This is a genomic window from Ligilactobacillus acidipiscis DSM 15836, from assembly GCF_001435755.1.
Classification (GTDB): Bacteria; Bacillota; Bacilli; order Lactobacillales; family Lactobacillaceae; genus Ligilactobacillus; species Ligilactobacillus acidipiscis.
In genome coordinates, this window is the sequence record NZ_AZFI01000028.1 from 1 (window position 1) to 18,016 (window position 18,016).

The following is an 18,016-nucleotide window of genomic DNA, read 5'->3' on the forward strand; positions in this document are numbered from 1 at the left end:
ACTGGTCTTAGGATCAAGTGCCGCAGTATGTTCGTCCAGCAATAAGATATCAGGACGATTCAAGGTCGCCATCAAGAAACTGAGTGCTTGCCGTTGTCCCCCTGACAAATTTTCGGTTGGTGTGTCCAAACGTTGTGTTAAGCCGTTGCCCATCGATGCTGCTAATTTAGCAAAACGGTCCTTGTTGCCCCGTAAGTTGCGAAAACGCAGGCCCCGTTTTTGCCCACGTCTGGCAGCTAGCAACAGGTTTTCAGCAACCGTCATTCGTGGTGCGGTCCCCATCTTCGGGTCCTGAAAGACTCGGCTCAAAAATTTAGGTCTTTTTTCAACGGGGTCTCGGCTGATGTCATTCCCGTTGTGAAAGACCTGACCTTCATCTGGCAGCAGGTCACCCGATATTGTGTTGAATAAGGTGGATTTACCCGCGCCGTTTGACCCAATAACCGTGATAAAATCTCCAGCATAGACTTTTAAGTTGAGGCTTTTCAAAATTTTGGTCTCGTTAGGAGCATTGCGGTTTACGAAAGTCGAAACATTTTTAAGTTCTAATACTGTGTCGTTATTCTTTTTCATTAGAAACTAACCCCTTTCGTAAAATACCATTTAAGTGCAATGAATTTCTTAAATTAGGCAACATCATGCACAAGGCGAGAATAATAGCTGAGATCAAATTGAGGTCGTTGGTTGAGAATCCAAGCTGTAAGACCAGCAACAAAACGAACCGGTAAATGATACTGCCAAGTGTCACGGCGACCAAACGCTGATTCAAGGTCAGCTCGCCAAAGACTACTTCACCGATGATGATCGAGGCCAGTGCCACCACGATGATCCCGATCCCCATGTTGGAGTCAGCATAACCATTACTTTGTGAGATCAAAGCACCGCATAAGCCGACTAGCCCATTGGAAAGGGTGAGTCCAAGGATCGTCATGTTATCGGTATTTATCCCCTGGGAGCGTGCCATTATGGGGTTGTCGCCAGTCACTATGAAAGCTTGCCCCAACTCGGTTTCAAGAAAGACAACCACCAGGATGGTGATCATGCTAATGGTCAGCCCACCAATGATCACACTGTCAAAATACTTGGGTAATGTTTGAAAGAAGGCTACTGAAAAAAAGGTCTTCTTACCGATCAAGGAAACGTTAGAGCCGCCCATCACTCGTAAATTGACGGACAGGCAGGCAGTCATTACTAAAATCCCAGCGAGTAAGATCGGGATCTTGCCTTTAGTATATAACAACCCAGTGATCAGCCCACCAGCTGCTCCGGCCAAAAAGCCGTAAAGAGTTGCCAGTAAAGGTGAAGCGCCATGAGTAATGGCGGTGACAGTCACGGCTGCACCTAAAGGAAAAGTGCCTTCCACAGTCATATCAGGAAAATCGAGGATCCGGAAGGTCAAGAAAAGGGCGACCCCTAAAATTGCCCAAAGAAGACCCTGTCCGATACTAGATGTTATTAAACTCATTTGATCACCCTCCCATTTTTTTGTGCCTGCTGCATGATTTTAGCTGGTATTTTAATGTGTAGTTTATCGATCTGATCTTGGTTGAGGACGTATTTTCCTTTGACAACAAAGCCGACGGGGTAGGTTGCGGTTTTTTTGCCTTTAAGGACTCTGCCTGCCATTTGACCTGCTAAACGTCCCAAGTCATGTTGGTCGATCGCATAAGCGGCAGTTCCGCCGTCTTTGACCATTGTATCGGCTGCAGGAAAAACAGGTTTTCCGGCTTGGTTAGCATTATTGACTAAAGTCTTCATGGAAGAGGCCACTCCATTATCTTGGGGAGCATAGATCGCGTCCACTTGTCCAGCCATTTGTTGACTGATCTGCTGCATGTCATTGGTATTAGCGATGGTATAAAGTTTAGGTTGCAGACCAGCTTTCTTGACTAGTTTGACAAATTTCTTCGCGTTACTTTGACCGCCTGCATCAGAAGAAGTATAGATCACACCGATGTTTTTGGCTTGCGGCATAATGTCTTGAATCAATTTTAGCTGTTTTTCTAAAGGTGAATCGCCGGAAGAACCCGTAACGTTTGCACCCGGATGTTTTTCAGATTTGACCAAACCGCTGCCGGCTGGGTCACTGATACCAGCCATTATGATCGGGGTCGTTTTATTGGCTGAGTTGACCAAAGCCTGAGCTGCTGGAGTTGCGATCCCAAACAAAATGTCATCGCGATCTGCAATCTGTTGGGCCATGGTTTTTAGATTACTTTGATCACCTTGAGCATTTTGAAACTCAATAGTAATATTTTTCTTTTCCTTGAAACCTTCATCTTTTAATCCGGTGATGATCCCGGCGTGAATTTGATCAAGGGCAGGGTGACTAACAAGTTGCAAGATCCCGATCTTGATGTTTTTTTGCTGCGCTAATTTGGTGCTGTCGTTTTGTGCGGGTTGAGTGAAGAGAGCAACCGCTAAAAAAGCGACAATGGCACCAATAAATGCAATAATTCTTTTCATATTTTTCACTCCGATCCAAATTGTTAAAAGTTGACAAAAAAATAAGGGCAAACCAGCACACTCTGGTTTACCCTTAAAAGGTGATCACGCCAAAGCCTGCCATGTTAGACCATGCAGACTTTGACAAACGAAAAAGCAGTCGGCACGGATACAAACTGTTTGCCAGATCGTATCCGTCAGAGGCGTTACGACCTTGCGTGCCGGCTTTGCCAAGCCATATTCAAAACATTAGTAACTGACTTTTGCATTCTTCTTCGTCCTTTCCGTTAATTAATTGATTTAAGTATAGAAAAAGGCTGTGCGGATGTCAAGGGGCAAAATAATAAATTGTCTGTGTGGTTGCAGTCCCCGGTTTTGCGGAGCTGATGGCTAGGAGTTAGTTGGATAATTGGACGCACATTTGTCAAACCATAGTTCAGTTAGCTTCTGCTCAGACTTACAGATCTAAAATAGCGAAAAATTATTTAAAGTTTTATTCGGTTGCGGACCAATTGGAGAAACTCTCTCTACCATGGAGCAGATCGCAGAAAAAAACTATTACAATTAGCAGAGATAGCAAATTTTTCTCTTGCTTTGTAAGTTGTTTGTATTATTTTGTGCAAAAGCTTTATACTAGCATTATAGTTGAAATTATTGGGATCTGTGTTTTCAAAAAATACTTTTCTCATGATTTGAAAAAAAGAGGAGGATCTCATAGGATGAAAGATGTAAAAATCGGTGGAACAGGTTTTGCAGGCTCAGAGATCATATTAGGTATCATGCGGATGGACGCTTTGAGCGTTGACGATGCTGTTAAAGTTTTGGAAACAGCTAAAGACCTGGGGATCAACTTTATCGATTCTGCAGACATTTATGGCAACGGTAAAGCCGAAGAAGTCTTTGGCGCAGCTTTGAAGAAGTCGTCTTTAAGTGCCGATGATTTCTGTATTCAATCAAAGGGCGGTATTTTCAATGACCCGGATAAGGGTTTTGAAACAACACGGTATGACTTTTCTAAGAAACATCTGTTAGCAACTGTCGATGGCATCTTGCAACGGATGGGTGTTGATAATTTGGACAGTTTCTTATTACATCGCCCTGATGCGTTGATGGATCCAGCAGAAGTTGCATCTGCTTTTGACGATTTGCAAAATTCCGGTAAGGTGCGTCACTTTGGCGTTTCTAACATGAATTCCGGTCAGGTTGCTTTATTGCAATCCGCTGTTAGCCAAAAGCTTTTGATCAATCAGTTACAGTTCAGTGTGATGCATACTGGCCCAATTGATTTCGACCTGCATACAAACATGACTGATGCAAGAAGTATTGACCATGATGGTGGCATCTTGGAGTACTCCCAGTTGCATAATATGACGATCCAAGCATGGTCACCATTCCAGTATGGGCAGATCGAAGGGACCTTTATCAATAATCCTGATTTCCCAGAAGTCAATCCAGCCTTGCAAAAAATAGCTGATAAATATGGTGTTTCTAAAAATGCGATCGGGGCAGCCTGGATCTTGCGGCACCCAGCTCAGTTCCAAGTAATTGCCGGAACGATGAATCCAGAACATTTGAAAGACACTGCTGCTGGTGCTGATATTCATTTGACAAACCAAGAATGGTATGACGTTTACTTGGCAGCCGGTAATGATTTACCTTAAAATTAAGTAGTTAAAGAAAAGTGGTCACTTCCAGGCGGAGGTGACTTTTTTGGTGCATACCAATTTATATTCATCTAGCAGTCACTGCAATTTTTGGCGAGAGTCGTTAGTTAGACCAAAAAGCGTTTTTGTTTGTGTTTTAAAATTGAAGATGTTACTATATTTACGAAAGAAAGGAAAATATATTTCTTTCGTAAAAAAACTGGGTCAATAGCGAAGGGAGAGAAAGCTATGAACACATATGCACAGATCATTGATGGCAGTAATTCTTATTTTGGATTTTTAAATATCCAATTTCAAGATGGCAAAATGAAAATCAGTGTCACACAGGGAGTTAGACCGCCGCTTAAATGGGAAGTAGATTTAAGCAATATTAAAGGTTTGACGAGTGATCAGTTTATGGGTGCCAAACGGATCGCCTTTTACGATGGACAAGTTGAGTATATTTTATTCGAAGCAGGCGTAGAAGTCACTGAATTTTTAGAAGATAATTTATATGCAGAAGCTTAAAACGAACATGATAAAAGCGGTGAAACATTGATTTTACGATGTTTCACCGCTTTTATTTGAAATATGAGCTGTCCTAAACTACTGGGCTGGTTTACGAACGAAGCTTACTTATCTTCACTTTCTTCATCATTAACAACCAGGATCTTTGCTTTACTCTTACGAACGACATAACTAGTCGTTGATCCAAGCAATAATCTGTCAAATGCATCTGCCCCGGATTTACCGATCACGATCAGATCAATATGGTGTTCTGAAGGAAATTCGTCAGCAATGACTTGCTTAGGGATCCCGCGCTGAACAAAAACTTCTACAGCGACACCACGATCAGCGGCTTGTTTTCTGCCCTTTTCTGCAATATCTTCAGCATTACTTTTGAGTCCAGTTAAAATCATATCTGGAGATCCTGTCGTAAAAATCATGTTGCTTTCGTTAACAACGGACAAAATAGAGATCTTTGAACCAAATTTCTCAGATAAGTTGATTGCTTCTTCCAAGGCACGTTTGGAGTTAGAACTGCCATCCATGGGAACCAAAATATTACGATACATAAAGATCATCCTTTCCAAAATAAAAGTATGAGGTAAAGCACCCAAAAATATAAAATGAAATCTGGCACTTTACTTGAACTCAAGGTCATTTATGTGACCTTTCACTCATATTGTAACGATTTTATTTAAGTTTAGATAGTAAAATACCTTATCTTTTATTAGACTGAGGGGGCACCATTAGCGGTAGGTATTCTGGCAAAAATGTGATTGTTAAGGGTAGTTCGGGTCCTTCATCACCATCGATCCGTGACACAACTTTTTTACCATCTTGCGGTGTTACGGTCAGCTTTTGCGTAGTATACGTGGTGATGTTTTTCGCTCTACGCAACTTTCCTGTCACCGCAAAATAGATATACTCTCCCACCTGTTGGAGATGGATATTGTGTAATACTAAAACGTGCATTTTTTCTTTTGCTCCAGTGTCATAAGCAAAGCCGCCAACTAAACGAGAAGTTGTGATCAAGGTGAACCATGTGCGCAGAGTTTCGACCTGATGGTCTCCAATTTGATACTTGATCAGATAAGATTTGTTTTTACCGATCTGCTGGATGGCCTTGACTAAATAGACACCTAGACCAAATTTTTGTTTGTCTCTTTGGCGGACTTCATTAGATAGTGTTGCCAGGTTACCAAATGTCAAGGAACTGACTACTGCTTTATCCATGCCGCATTTACCTAGTCCGACCATGCGGAGTCGTGCTGGTACGATGATATTTGCAATCGCGTTTTCTGTGTCTTGCGGAATATGATATCTTTTAGCGAAATTGTTGACTGTTCCAGCAGGGATGATACCAACTGGCAAGGGATGGTTGTTTTTTACGATGACGCTGAATGCTGCATTTAACGTTCCATCTCCGCCAATCACGATCAATGAATCAAGGTCAGGTAAACTGTTTGCTAAATGTCTTTGTGACTCATCCAGTGAATCCCCTGTTATCAAGACTACTTTACTGTCTTTTTCTGCCAAACGTTTTTGACAAAGCTCAGCTTTTTTTGTTGCTTCACCAGATCCTGAATTTTTATTATAGAAAATGCCCCAAGTTTTTGTCATAAGAGTCTCCTACTTTCTCCAATGTGAGTAAGCTATGATTCAAATTATATCGATATTATTTAATTTATTTTTAAGATACGTAAAAAGCCTATTGTTTAACGCTTTAGCGGTTGTCTCGTTCAGAAAGTTATCTTTTTCTATGGTACAATAGCAATAACTGTAGTTACTAGGAAAAGCTGACAGTACGCCATCTTTTCACAGACTATTTTTCTTATATCATACTATAAGTTGGGCGACGAAGTGTGATCGTTTGATTGCTGGAAAAAATCCAGCCGCAACCGAAACAAAAACGCCTAGACGTTTAAAAGGGGATATTTAAAAAATGGCACTTACAATGTCTCAAACTATGACACTTTTGTCAGAACATGATTTATTAATTGAAAAAAAAGCTGCACAAGAACCACCTAGAAAATTTACCCACGTGACTTATGATTCACGTCAAGCAACAGCACAAACACTGTTTTTTTGCAAAGGAAATTTTGAACCGGCCTATTTAAATCAAGCTAAAGAAAAAGGGGCAACTGCCTATGTTTCGGAAAGGGAATATGTGCAGGGACAAGGATTGACAGCCATTATTGTCAGAGATGTCCAAAAAGCGATGTCCTTGTTGGGTGCTGCGTTTTACGGCTTTCCGCAAAACCAACTATTTATTACTGGTATCACCGGAACCAAGGGAAAAACAACAACGGCTTATTTTGCGCACGGCGTTCAAGATGCACATACTAATGGCCACGCTGCCTTGTTTTCGACGATCGACCGGATCACCGGCCCCAAGCCTGAACAACGTTTCAAATCAGACCTAACGACACCGGAATCATTGGATCTGTTTCATGACATGGCTGAAGCAGTCAAGAACGGGATGACTCATTTGATCATGGAGGTCTCTTCGCAGGCTTTCAAGAAAAACCGGGTCTATGGTTTGAAATATGATTTAGGGATCTTTTTGAATATTTCACCAGATCATATTGGACGAAATGAGCACCCGACTTTTGAAGACTATCTATACTGTAAAGAGCAATTATTGCGTAATTCCAAAAACGTGATCATTAATGCCGAGTCGCAACACTTTGATGAAATCAACGGTGCTGCGAAGGGGTCACTGATGGATGATCATATATACTTATACGCACGGGAAAATTCATTGATCTCATTTCAAACGCAGGTTGATTTTGAATTTAAAGAGACCAGACAAGATTTGACTGAAAGTACGGTAGAAATCTCCTCATATTCTGACAAAGGTCGAAAATTAGCTATTGATGGTGCATATGAAGTGGATATCCCTGGGGATTATAATCAAGAAAATGCCATTGCCGCCATTGTGTCCGCTGCAATGACAGGCGTGTCTGCGACTGAGATCAGACAGCATTTGCCAGAGGTCCGTGTTCCAGGTCGCATGGAGGTTTTCCAAACTAAAGACCATGGGACAGTTTATATTGATTATGCGCATAACTATGCTAGTTTAAAGTCACTGCTGAGCTTCTTACGTCAACAGATCCCAGATGAGCGGTTGATCGTTTTGACAGGAAGTACTGGCGATAAAGGTATTTCAAGACGAAGTGGTTTGGGTCAGGCAATTAGTGAAGAAGCTGACGTGGCTATATTGACTTCTGATGATCCGGCGACTGAAGATCCACTGCAGATCGCACAAGAGATCGACCAGCATATCGATCACGATCAGGTTGAAGTTCAGATCGTTTTGGATAGAAAAACGGCTGTTAAACAGGCCATTATGCTTAGTAAACCTGGTGAGATCGTAGTTTTGGCAGGAAAAGGACGCGATGCCACGCAGAAGTTGAACGGGAAAAATGTGCCGTATGAAACTGATGTCAAGATAGCGGAAGATTTGATCAAGGAGAGATAAATCATGACAAATGAAAAAGTTGAGTTTACACCAGTCTTATTAGGGAGCGACTTTAATGTCTATGGGATGGCACGGTCGTTTTATCAAAAATATCATCGTCCAGTTAAAGCATATGCAGCCGCACAATTAGCACCGACACGCTTTACGAAGATCGTTGACCTCACGATCGTTGCCGGTTTTGATAAAGATCCCGTTTGGATCGAGACCATGAAAAAGCTAAAAGACCAGTACCAAGACCATGAAGAACCGGTTATTTTGATTGGTTGTGGGGATGGTTATGCAGAGTTGATCTCACAACATAAAGATGAACTAGCGGATGTTTTTGTTTGTCCATACATTGATTACAAACTTTTGAAGACTTTAAACAATAAGGAACGTTTCTACGAGATTTGTGAAAAATATGACCTTCCTTATCCGAAGACCAAGACCATCACGAAAGCAGAATGGGAAAAAGATCCAACAAATGTGCCGCAGCCGTTTGAATATCCAGTTGCTTTAAAGGCTGCTAACAGTGTGGAGTGGCTGGATGTACATTTCGAAGGACGCAAGAAGGCGTTTCGGATCCAAAGCCGAGAAGAATTCGACCAAATCTTACGCTTGTCTTATGAGAACGGTTATCAGTCCGACTTTATTTTACAGGACTTTATTCCCGGCGATGACAGCAATATGCGTGTTTTGAATGCTTACGTTGACCAAAATCATCAGGTTAAGATGATGTGTTTAGGACATCCGCTGTTGGAAGATCCTGCTCCTGCAGCTATTGGTAATTACGTCGCAATTTTGCCGGAATACAACGAAGAGATCTATCATACGATCCAAACCTTCTTAGAAGCTGTGAAATTCACGGGTTACGCTAACTTTGATATGAAATATGATGTTCGTGACCAGAAGTTCAAGCTTTTTGAGATCAACTTACGGCAAGGCCGCAGCAGTTTCTTTGTAACTTTAAACGGTTATAATTTGGCCGACTATGTAGTGCAGGATTACGTGACTAAAAAATTAGCTGATAAACCAGTTGTCTATGGTAATGACGATACCACTAAGCACCATTTATGGTTGGGAGTACCAGTTAAAACTTTCAAAAAATATGCCCGCAACAATCCAAATAAGCAAGCTGCACTCCAGTTGATCAAAGACAAGCGTGTCGGAACTACTTATGAATATTCTGAGGATATGAATCTTAAACGTTGGGCTTTGATCAAGTGGATGAATCATAATTATGTGAAGAACTTTGATCAGTATTTCAAACAAAATAAGGGGTGATCCAGATGGAACATTTCTTTACGATCATTGGCGGGATGGGAACGTCTGCCACTGAAACATATATCCATCAACTCAATGAACGCACACCGGCTAATAGTGATCAGGATTATTTAAATTATATTTTGGTTAACCATGCAACGGTTCCGGATAGGACAGACTATATTTTGGACCACACCAAGCCAAGTCCATTGACACCGTTGTTAGAAGACTTCAAACATCAAGCGGCTTTAAAACCAGACTTTTTCACTTTGCCATGTAACACTGCTCATTATTTTTACGATGAATTAACGAAAGTCACAGATATTCCGATTTTGCATATGCCGCGAGAAGCTGTGAAGTGGATCAGTAAGAAGCTTCCCACTGCCAAACGTGTGGGGTTGATCTCCACCGAAGGTACACGTGCGGATCATATTTATGATGATGAGATCCAGTCCGCAGGTTATGAGCTTGTGCTGCCGGATGATAAGATCCAGCAACAGACCACAGAGCTCATCTATGGTAATGTTAAAGAGAAAAATCATGTTGATCGTACCTTGTATCACGAGATTTTACGACAAATGTTTGTAGAAAAGGGCTGTGATACAGTAGTTTTGGGCTGTACTGAATTGTCTCTTGCCCAAGAACGTGAGCCCTATACCATGCACCCTGTGACAGATTCTCAGTCGATCCTGGTTGACAAGACGATCGAGCTGGCACTAAAGTCACGTTCTGGTGTAAAAAAGTAAATAGTGATTTTTAGGACGGCTGTTCCTCATTTGATGATGGAGTGCAGTCGTTTTTTGATAGGATCATTGTGATTATCCAAGTAATTTTGGCAAATGTGACGCAAACTTTGACAAAGTAAGAGTTACAAGTGAGAATGTGACGCAAACTATGGTGAATTAAGTGCCACAAGTGAGAATGTGATGCAAAGTTTGGCGAAGTAAGAGTTACAAGCGGGAATGTGACGCAAAGTCTGGCGAAGTAAGCGTTACAAGTAAAAATGTGACGCAAAGTACAGCAAAGGAATAACAGCAATAATCCGTTCCTTTTCAAAATTTTCCAATGGTCAAATTATGAAAGACGTTACGGCAACAAGATATTTAAATTTCCAGATAAAAATACCGGTCCTCCAACTCTGAAGGATCGGTATTTGCTATTTATTTAAGGCCATCGCTTGATTCAACGTCCTTCCAGAAAGCTTGATAGATCGACTTTACAGATTCCATGTTGAATGTTTCGTTAGTAGAACCTGAGCCTGGATAGGCCACTGCGATCACAACTTGTGGATTGTCCGATGGCGCATAACTGGCCGCACTTAAGGTCGTAGTTGAAATGCCATTCGTGACAGTTTCAGCAGTACCAGACTTGGCGGAAACCGAAGGCTCTAAGTCTTCCAATCGTCGACCGGTACGCCATTGGTTATTACCGTGGACTACCTGCCATAATCCCTTATGAACAACATCCCATTGGGCTTTTGTTCCATTGACAACGTTCAAAACTTTAGGCTGGAACTCATAATTGACTGCTCCGAGCTTACCATTTTTACCCTTGCTTCGGATCGATTGCAACACGTGAGGCTGCATCCGATAGCCGCCGTTTGCGATCGTTGACATGTATTGCGCCACTTGGATCGTAGTATAGGCATCGTAGTTACCAAATGATAAGTTCAACGCCTTTCCGATATCAGCATAGGAAGAGCCACCCTTGAATCCAGGGGCTTCGCCAGGAATATCTACTCCTGTTTTGACACCTAAACCATACTGATTGAAGTTCCCCCGTAAGGTATCGAAGATCGAAACCGGCATATGCAAAGCTGCACCGGGTGTATAGTGGAAACCTGCTTCTTTCATCGTCAACTGCATCATATAAGAGTTAGAAGAAACTTCCAACGCATCTGCGGCTGACAAAGTCATATTGTTGTTCCCCGACTTGTTAAAGATCGAAGAGATCGTCGCTGTGCCGGCTAACTTGATCGGTTTATCAGTCAAAGTATTATTGGTAGGTGTAATGACTCCCTTGTTTAAAGCACCCATAACCTGCGCGCCCTTGACGACAGAACCCATGACCATTGTTTGATTGAGCGGCCCGAGAGAGTTGGTTGTCAGTTTGCCGGTCTTATTATCCCGGTCGACCCCCGCTAAGGCGTAAATTCCGCCGGTGTTAGGGTTCATGACTACTGCGTATCCGCCGGTCATCAATGGGTTTTGGTTAGCTGAGCCGGATTTGACGGCATTTTCAATAATATCTTGGACATCATTTTGGAACTTAGAATTAATCGTTAATTGGACATTGTCCCCGGCTTTACCACCGTATTGTTTAGTCTTCTTCAAGATCTTGCCGTTCTGTGTTTCAACGTTGATTGCTTGTTTGGTACCTTTTAAGACGTTTTCGTATTGTGATTCGATGTAACTAGAACCAACGTTATCGTCCCGTGAATACCCTTCAGCAAGCAATTCATTGACTCTTTCACTTGGCAATCCTTGTTTTTGCGAAGTAACTGTACCGGCAACATTTTTGATCGAGTTACCATTTGGATAACTTCTGGTCCAGTCGGTCGTGATCTTAATGCCCGGCAGATCAGATTGATGTTCGCCAATCCGAGCCATTTCTTGGTCAGTAACGCCAGCGGTTTTAAGATAGATCGTCGATAATGAATAAGCATTATTCATCTTATTGTAAATAACGGCGGCTTTCTTTTGTTTTTTTGACAAGTTGTCAGCTAAGTTGTGCTTTCTGACATAAGCGTCTTCCAAACGTGCCAGCTTTTTATCATCTGTGATCGAATTGACGTTGGGGATCTTCTTTTTAACGTCGTCTTCATGCTGTGCTAAATAATAATTGACACGCATCGTTTTCGTGACCGGCTCATCTTCCAAGTTAACGTATTTTACCAGGTCATTAGCCACTGAGTACATTGTTTTTGGATAGACATTGAGTGGTTTGGAATAGCTGATCGCACGAGCGGAATTATTTGCGACTAACGGTTTGCCGGCCGAATCATAGATCATACCTCGTTGAACGTTTCGGGTTTCAGTTTTTATATTGCCGCTGTTGATCTCACTTTGAAAGTGTTCGCCTTGGATGATCTGCAGTTGAACTAACCGGCCAATCAGCATGGCAAACAGCAGAAAAGCGATAAAAAACAAGACATTTAACCGAATTGGTATTCGTGATTTATTTACTTTTGGTGAATCGTCATTTGAATTTGATGGTTTAAAGAATTTCAAAATAAGTACTCCCATGTCATGTAATAATACAAAAGCAGAATAATTGCTCTTGAAACATTTATATAGCCAATGAGTCACTCACGCAATACTTTCAACTATATAATAAGAAAAAAACAACTTTTACTATAATGATACTGAACCATTATAGCATTTTACAAGTAGTCCTGTCCCTTGTAAAAGATATAAAAATAGCGTGAACTATGGGAAGTTCATGCTACGTTGACACTCTTAAAAAGAATATTTTACCAAATGATTGACTGGACCATACTTGTGGCCGACATCCAGTTGATCTGCGATCGCTGCAGTGACAAACTTTTTGGCTTGCTTAATTGCATCCGCGATACTTGTTTTCTTGGCGATCTCGGCGGCTATGCAAGCCGATAACAGGTCGCCGGTCCCATTAATGTGTGTGGTATTGATAAACGGTTCGCTTAAAGTAAAGGACGTTTTGTCTTCTAATAAAACAAGATCAGTTACTTTAGTTTGCTGTTTATCGTTGTGCTTACCCTTGACCATCACATTTTTAGCACCCATTTCTTGTAAGATCTGTGCTGCTTTTAGTGCGTCAGTTGTTGATTCGATCTGAATACCGGTTAATTTGACGGCCTCGTAATAATTTGGCGTTAACACAGTTGCTTGTGGGATCAGCTTTTCCTTGAGAGTTTCAAATGCATCTTCTTCAAGTAACATGTCCCCATGTTTGGTAATGATCACTGGATCCAACACGAGCGGTCCTAGATCATGTTTTTGATAATTTTTAGCAACAGTTTCAATAGTTCTAGTATCAGTTAGCATTCCGGTCTTGCAGGCATTGATTTGAAAATCCTCAGTCAAGACTGCAAATTGTTTATCAATGAATTCTGTTGGCATTGGTTGGCTGGCAAAGATTCCATATGAGTTGCCTGCAACGGCAGCGGTCAAGACACTCATACCATAAACGCCACATCTCTGGAAAGTGTTCATATCAGCTTGCAGTCCCGCGCTGCCATCACAATCGGATCCTGCAATCGTCAAAACTTGTGGAAATTGATTGACCATATTTAAATTCCTTCTTTTTAATTTGTCATAGTGTGCAGAAATTATCCTGACATTCTGACTATATTATAGATTATTGAATCAAGAATAGCATAATAACTTCCAAAACTAAAAGAATATTGAACAAATTTGATCAAAGAAGGTCCGAGTAAGTTTGCGCGTTTGTTAAAAACTTGATGTTTGCTTACTTTTTAATTTTTCCAAGTTAATATTTGATTTAATTATTAAGTGGATAGTATAATTACTTTGTAAATAAAAACGCTTCATAATTGCTAGAGGGGGAAATGTACATGATAGCTGTAAGATATTGTTCAAAATCTGGTAACACAAAGAAAGTTGCAAAAATGATCGCTGAAAAATTGGGCGTGGAAGCTGCTTCGATCGAAGAACCACTTCCAGATCAGGTCGATAAATTATACTTAGGCGGTGCTGTCCACGGGAAAATGTACTCTGATCTGAGAAAATATGCGGAGAAGATCGATCCAAGTCAAGTTAGTGAAGTATTTATGTTTGGTACATCTGGTGGTGCTTTTTCGATCAAAACCGAGTTCACTAAGGCACTCAGTAAAAGTGGTGTAAAAATTGGTGATGGATCATTATTCTTGCATGGTTTTGCGCCTAAGATCAAAGCTGATTTAAACGATAAACAGATCCAAGAATTAACGGACTTTGTTGAAGCAACAAAATAATAAAACAGTTAATGTTTCGGTGAAGATGTTAGTAGAAAATAAGCAACTTGGTAGAAATCAATAATACCTTGGTGCTTATTTTTTTAGCAGAAATTGCGGGCTTTTGTCAGTACAATAAAGTATTGACAGTGTTTCGTTGGGTAATTTTTAAGATTGACTTAGGTTTGTAAAAATAGTGACACTGACAAGATCCGGTGGTAATTTCAGAAGTTTGGGAAAAAGATCGTGAACCAATAGAAATATTGTGTTAGTTAAAAAGACAAAGTGTATTGATACATGGAAGAAGTTTTAGCTAAAAAGCAAAGATATTTAGTCAGTTGAATGGTTATCAGAAAACAGCTACAATTTAAAAGAGGACAATTTCGATTTATGGCTGACAGAACAGCTAAAATCGTTTGAAAAAAGGGGAAAAAACTAATGGAACATAAGTGGCAGGAAAATTTACCACAAGATCTCAAACAGAAGATCGCAGAAGTTGATGAACAGATCGCACCACGTTTACAGCAGATAGATGAACAAACTTTGTATAATCAGCAACGGGTGTTGAACTTATTTGCCGAAAACCATGTTGCTGAAGAAGACTTGGTAGGCTCAACGGGTTATGGTTATGATGATATCGGTCGTGATAAGTTAGAAAAAATTTATGCTGGTTATTTCAAGACTGAAGATGCGTTGGTTCGCCCGCAATTAACTTCAGGAACTCATGCGATCACGACGGCTTTGTTTTCCCAGCTTTATTATGGGGACACTTTATACTATATGACAGGTATGCCTTATGACACGATCCAAGAAGTGATCGGTTTGGCTGGTGATAACCCGGGTTCAATGAAAAAACGCGGGATCAATTTCAAATGTACAGACTTATTGCCTAATGGCGAAGTTGACTATGAAAAAGTTGAAAAGGATCTAACTGGTGATCCAACGATCAAGGTTGTTACGATCCAGCGTTCCTTGGGATATTCAAACCGTGACAGTTTCACCTTAGAAAAGGTCAAAAAAATGGTGGAAACTGCCAAACGTTTGGCACCGCAAGCCGTGGTCTTTATTGATAATTGTTACGGAGAATTCACGGAGACTGAGGAAGCAACTTTCTTTGGTGCCGACCTCATGGCAGGCTCTTTGTACAAGAACGCCGGTGCCGGTATCGCCAAAACGGGTGCTTATATTGTTGGCCGCGAAAAACTGATCCTAGATTGTGCTGCACAGTTGATCGTACCAGGTGTTGGTAAGTCCGAAGGTGCAACATACGGCTATTTGCGTGACTTTTACGAAGGTTTCTTTATGGCTCCGCACACAACAGGCGAGGCTTTAAAGGGCATGATCTTCACAGCAGCTTTGTTAGAAAAAATGGGTATGGATACGGCACCGAAGTGGAATGCCCCCCGGACTGACATTGTCCAGACTGTGACGTTTGGCAAACCAGAGCCAATGGTTCAGTTCTGTGCTGCTATCCAGCACTATTCGCCGATGAACGCTTTCGTTGACCCAGAGCCAAGCTATCAGGACGGCTATGAAGATAAGGTCATCATGGCTTCCGGCAGTTTCACGGAGGGTTCCACGATCGAGCTTTCTTCTGATGGACCGTTGCGTGATCCATTTACGCTCTATATTCAGGGCGGATTATCCTTCCAACATGTTAAGATTGCGATCGCTAATGCTGTTAGAGATACCTTCTATCAAGATTAATGTGACATATGAAAGAGCAGCCAATAAAATGAATACGGCTGACTTGTGTGACTATGTTTTAATACTCAGTAAGTTACTTTTAAGTAGATGAAACTTGCTGGGCATTTTTGTGCACAAAAATTGATTTGAGAGTAGTTTGCAAGAAAGAAAAAGTAATGCTGCCAAATGAAACGGAAAATAACTGCGGTAAGTGAGGGTGAATGCTCTTAGAAAAACCAGCAAATCAAGTTGCCAAGAGAATTTAAACAAAGTAGTACCGAAAAAAAGATGCAAGCTGCAAACACCAATGCAGGGATAAGTTATGTACATTATTTCTCGCAAATGGGCAGGTTTTAAAAAAATATTTTATTAGGTCCTTGACAAGTTCCAACTTTTATATTAAGATACTAACAATTTAATGAATGTTTGCTAAGAAAAGATGAGTAACTGATGAGAATCTTTACAGAGAGTCGCGGTAGCTGTGAAGCGACAAGAGGATCGTGGTGAAGATGGTCTTGGAATGCAAACGAACGATGAGCTTATTGGCAAGTCGTTCGCGGGTCCGCCTGTTAGCGCGGTAGGGTATAGCAATTTTTGTGTACCTGATAAGGACATTATTTGTGAGAATAATGTTGCAAGTGGGTGGTACCGCGTGAAGTTTAAACTGTAAATGACACGCCCCTAGAAGATAGCGCAAGTTATTTTCTGGGGGCGTTTTTTGTGTCTGTACATTTGGAAAGGGAGAGATTTAGATGACGAAGCAAACAGCAACAAAGTTACATTATGATATTGTCGGAAGTTTTTTACGTCCAAGCGAATTAAAACGATCACGTGAAGATTTTGCTGCAGGTAAGATCGATCACAGCGAATTAACAGCAGTGGAAGATGATGCGATCCGGGATTTAGTCGCTAAGGAGATCGATGCAGGGTTAAAAATCGTGACTGACGGAGAATTTCGGCGCAGTTATTGGCATTTGGATACTTTCTGGGGCTTTGCCGGTATCAAACACACCCAACCAGAGCACGGTTATTTCTTCCACGATGAAGAAACGCGCGCTGATTCGGCTCAAGTTATCGGGAAAATCTCCTTTGATCCTGAACATCATGACTTGAAAGCTTTCCAGTTTTTGCATGATTTAGTTGCAGACCACGACGGGATTACGGCACGTCAAAGTATCCCAGCACCAGCTCAGTTTTATTCAGAATTATTACGTGGGGAAGAAAATGTTGCCGCAGTTAATAAATTCTACCCTGATCAAGATGAACTGATCTCAGATATTGGTCAAGCTTATCATGATTTGATCTTGGCACTATATGACGAAGGCTGTCGTGATGTAAAAATTGATGACTGTACCTGGGGCATGGTCGTGGATCACGACTTTTGGGAGCATCAGACGAATGGAGAATATGATCTAAATGAGCTGCAGGATATATATTTGAAATTAAATAATACTGCCTTAAGAGACTTGCCCGAAGATTTACGAGTCAGCACTCACGTTTGTCGCGGAAATTATCATTCGACTTGGGCAGCAAAGGGCGGCTATGTTCCAGTTGCCAGTCATTTGCTAGCGCAAGAAAAAGTAGATGCTTTCTACTTGGAATTTGATGACGATCGTTCAGGTGATTTTGCACCGTTAGCTGAGGTTCCGGATGGTAAACAGGTGGTCCTTGGTCTGGTTACCAGCAAGAAACCAGAATTGGAATCCAAGCAAACGTTGGCCGAACGGATCAAGGAAGCAGCAGAATTTGTACTGCTGGAAAATTTATCACTCAGTACGCAATGTGGTTTTGCTTCCACTGAGGAAGGAAATAAGTTAACGGAACAACAAGAATGGGCTAAGATTCGGTTAGTTATTGAAACTGCCCAAGAAGTTTGGGGAGAATAAATATATCGTGACTTGTAGAGAAGTTGCAAAATAAGGTGGCCGTGGAATTGAGCTACGGGCCTCTTTTTGTGTAAAGTAAGACTGAGTTAGTTAGTATATTTTTGTAGCTTGACCTAATGCGAAGCAAAGTTGGTGAAAGTAAGCGTTACAAGTGGAAATGCGACGCAAACTATGGCGAAGTAAGTGTTACAAG

At 41.3% G+C, this 18,016-nt stretch carries 15 protein-coding genes; 8 read left to right on the forward strand and 7 right to left on the reverse strand.

Translation table 11 applies throughout. The features are described 5' to 3' along the window. The 3 genes from FC65_RS03650 to trpX form a co-directional block, all read right to left on the reverse strand. Positions 1–573, reverse strand: a 573-nt coding sequence (locus tag FC65_RS03650; RefSeq protein ID WP_056971590.1) for an ABC transporter ATP-binding protein, incomplete at its 3' end; no start/stop codon positions are given. Further along, complete coding sequence (locus tag FC65_RS03655; RefSeq protein WP_056971591.1) at positions 560–1,465, reverse strand: ABC transporter permease; 906 nt, start codon at positions 1,463–1,465, stop codon at positions 560–562. The genes FC65_RS03655 and FC65_RS03650, both read right to left, overlap by 14 nt. Further along, positions 1,462–2,466, reverse strand: coding sequence for a tryptophan ABC transporter substrate-binding protein (trpX, locus tag FC65_RS03660; protein WP_056971592.1), 1,005 nt, complete (start codon positions 2,464–2,466; stop codon positions 1,462–1,464). Before trpX ends, FC65_RS03655 begins: the two co-directional genes overlap by 4 nt. Positions 2,467–3,164: 698 nt before the next feature. Here trpX and FC65_RS03665 point away from each other — a divergent pair. Beyond that, positions 3,165–4,106 (forward strand): aldo/keto reductase, encoded by a 942-nt coding sequence (locus FC65_RS03665; RefSeq protein ID WP_056971593.1) that lies wholly within the window; start codon positions 3,165–3,167, stop codon positions 4,104–4,106. Between the two features lie 231 nt (positions 4,107–4,337). Further along, the gene (locus FC65_RS03670) at positions 4,338–4,616 is read left to right on the forward strand and encodes a hypothetical protein (RefSeq protein ID WP_056971594.1); all 279 of its coding nucleotides are present in this window, start codon (positions 4,338–4,340) and stop codon (positions 4,614–4,616) included. Positions 4,617–4,720: 104 nt separating this feature from the next. On the opposite strand, the gene FC65_RS03675 is transcribed toward FC65_RS03670, so the two are convergent. Together FC65_RS03675 and FC65_RS03680 are read right to left on the reverse strand one after the other, a co-directional pair. After that, on the reverse strand, positions 4,721–5,164 hold the full coding sequence (locus FC65_RS03675) for a universal stress protein (protein WP_056971595.1): 444 nt from the start codon (positions 5,162–5,164) through the stop codon (positions 4,721–4,723). A 148-nt stretch (positions 5,165–5,312) separates the two neighbouring features. After that, positions 5,313–6,215, reverse strand: a complete 903-nt coding sequence (locus FC65_RS03680; protein ID WP_056971596.1) for a diacylglycerol/lipid kinase family protein — start codon at positions 6,213–6,215, stop codon at positions 5,313–5,315. A gap of 322 nt (positions 6,216–6,537) precedes the next feature. Between FC65_RS03680 and FC65_RS03685 the strand changes: the two genes are divergently transcribed. From FC65_RS03685 to FC65_RS03695, 3 genes are read left to right on the forward strand one after another with little or no spacing between them, the layout of a single operon-like run. Beyond that, positions 6,538–8,076, forward strand: a complete 1,539-nt coding sequence (locus FC65_RS03685) for a UDP-N-acetylmuramoyl-L-alanyl-D-glutamate--2,6-diaminopimelate ligase (RefSeq protein WP_056971597.1) — start codon at positions 6,538–6,540, stop codon at positions 8,074–8,076. A gap of 3 nt (positions 8,077–8,079) precedes the next feature. Then, on the forward strand, positions 8,080–9,339 hold the full coding sequence (locus tag FC65_RS03690) for a carboxylate--amine ligase (RefSeq protein WP_010497595.1): 1,260 nt from the start codon (positions 8,080–8,082) through the stop codon (positions 9,337–9,339). A gap of 5 nt (positions 9,340–9,344) precedes the next feature. Next, positions 9,345–10,064, forward strand: a complete 720-nt coding sequence (locus tag FC65_RS03695) for an aspartate/glutamate racemase family protein (RefSeq protein WP_056971598.1) — start codon at positions 9,345–9,347, stop codon at positions 10,062–10,064. 414 nt (positions 10,065–10,478) lie between these two features. Here FC65_RS03695 and FC65_RS03700 read toward each other — a convergent pair whose 3' ends face one another. Further along, positions 10,479–12,548: a peptidoglycan D,D-transpeptidase FtsI family protein gene (locus tag FC65_RS03700; RefSeq protein ID WP_056971599.1), complete on the reverse strand. Its 2,070-nt coding sequence runs from the start codon at positions 12,546–12,548 to the stop codon at positions 10,479–10,481. Between the two features lie 228 nt (positions 12,549–12,776). Further along, positions 12,777–13,586: a bifunctional hydroxymethylpyrimidine kinase/phosphomethylpyrimidine kinase gene (thiD, locus tag FC65_RS03705; protein WP_056971600.1), complete on the reverse strand. Its 810-nt coding sequence runs from the start codon at positions 13,584–13,586 to the stop codon at positions 12,777–12,779. 287 nt (positions 13,587–13,873) lie between these two features. On the opposite strand from thiD, the gene FC65_RS03710 reads away from it, so the two are divergent. From FC65_RS03710 to FC65_RS03725, 3 genes are all read left to right on the forward strand, one after another. After that, complete coding sequence (locus FC65_RS03710; RefSeq protein ID WP_010497581.1) at positions 13,874–14,272, forward strand: flavodoxin family protein; 399 nt, start codon at positions 13,874–13,876, stop codon at positions 14,270–14,272. 417 nt (positions 14,273–14,689) lie between these two features. After that, positions 14,690–15,958: a methionine gamma-lyase family protein gene (locus FC65_RS03715; protein WP_056971601.1), complete on the forward strand. Its 1,269-nt coding sequence runs from the start codon at positions 14,690–14,692 to the stop codon at positions 15,956–15,958. Between the two features lie 731 nt (positions 15,959–16,689). Further along, positions 16,690–17,823 carry a 5-methyltetrahydropteroyltriglutamate--homocysteine S-methyltransferase gene (locus FC65_RS03725; RefSeq protein ID WP_056971603.1) on the forward strand — a complete coding sequence of 378 codons (1,134 nt, stop codon included), beginning with the start codon at positions 16,690–16,692 and terminating at the stop codon, positions 17,821–17,823. The last annotated feature ends 193 nt before the right edge of the window (positions 17,824–18,016 follow it).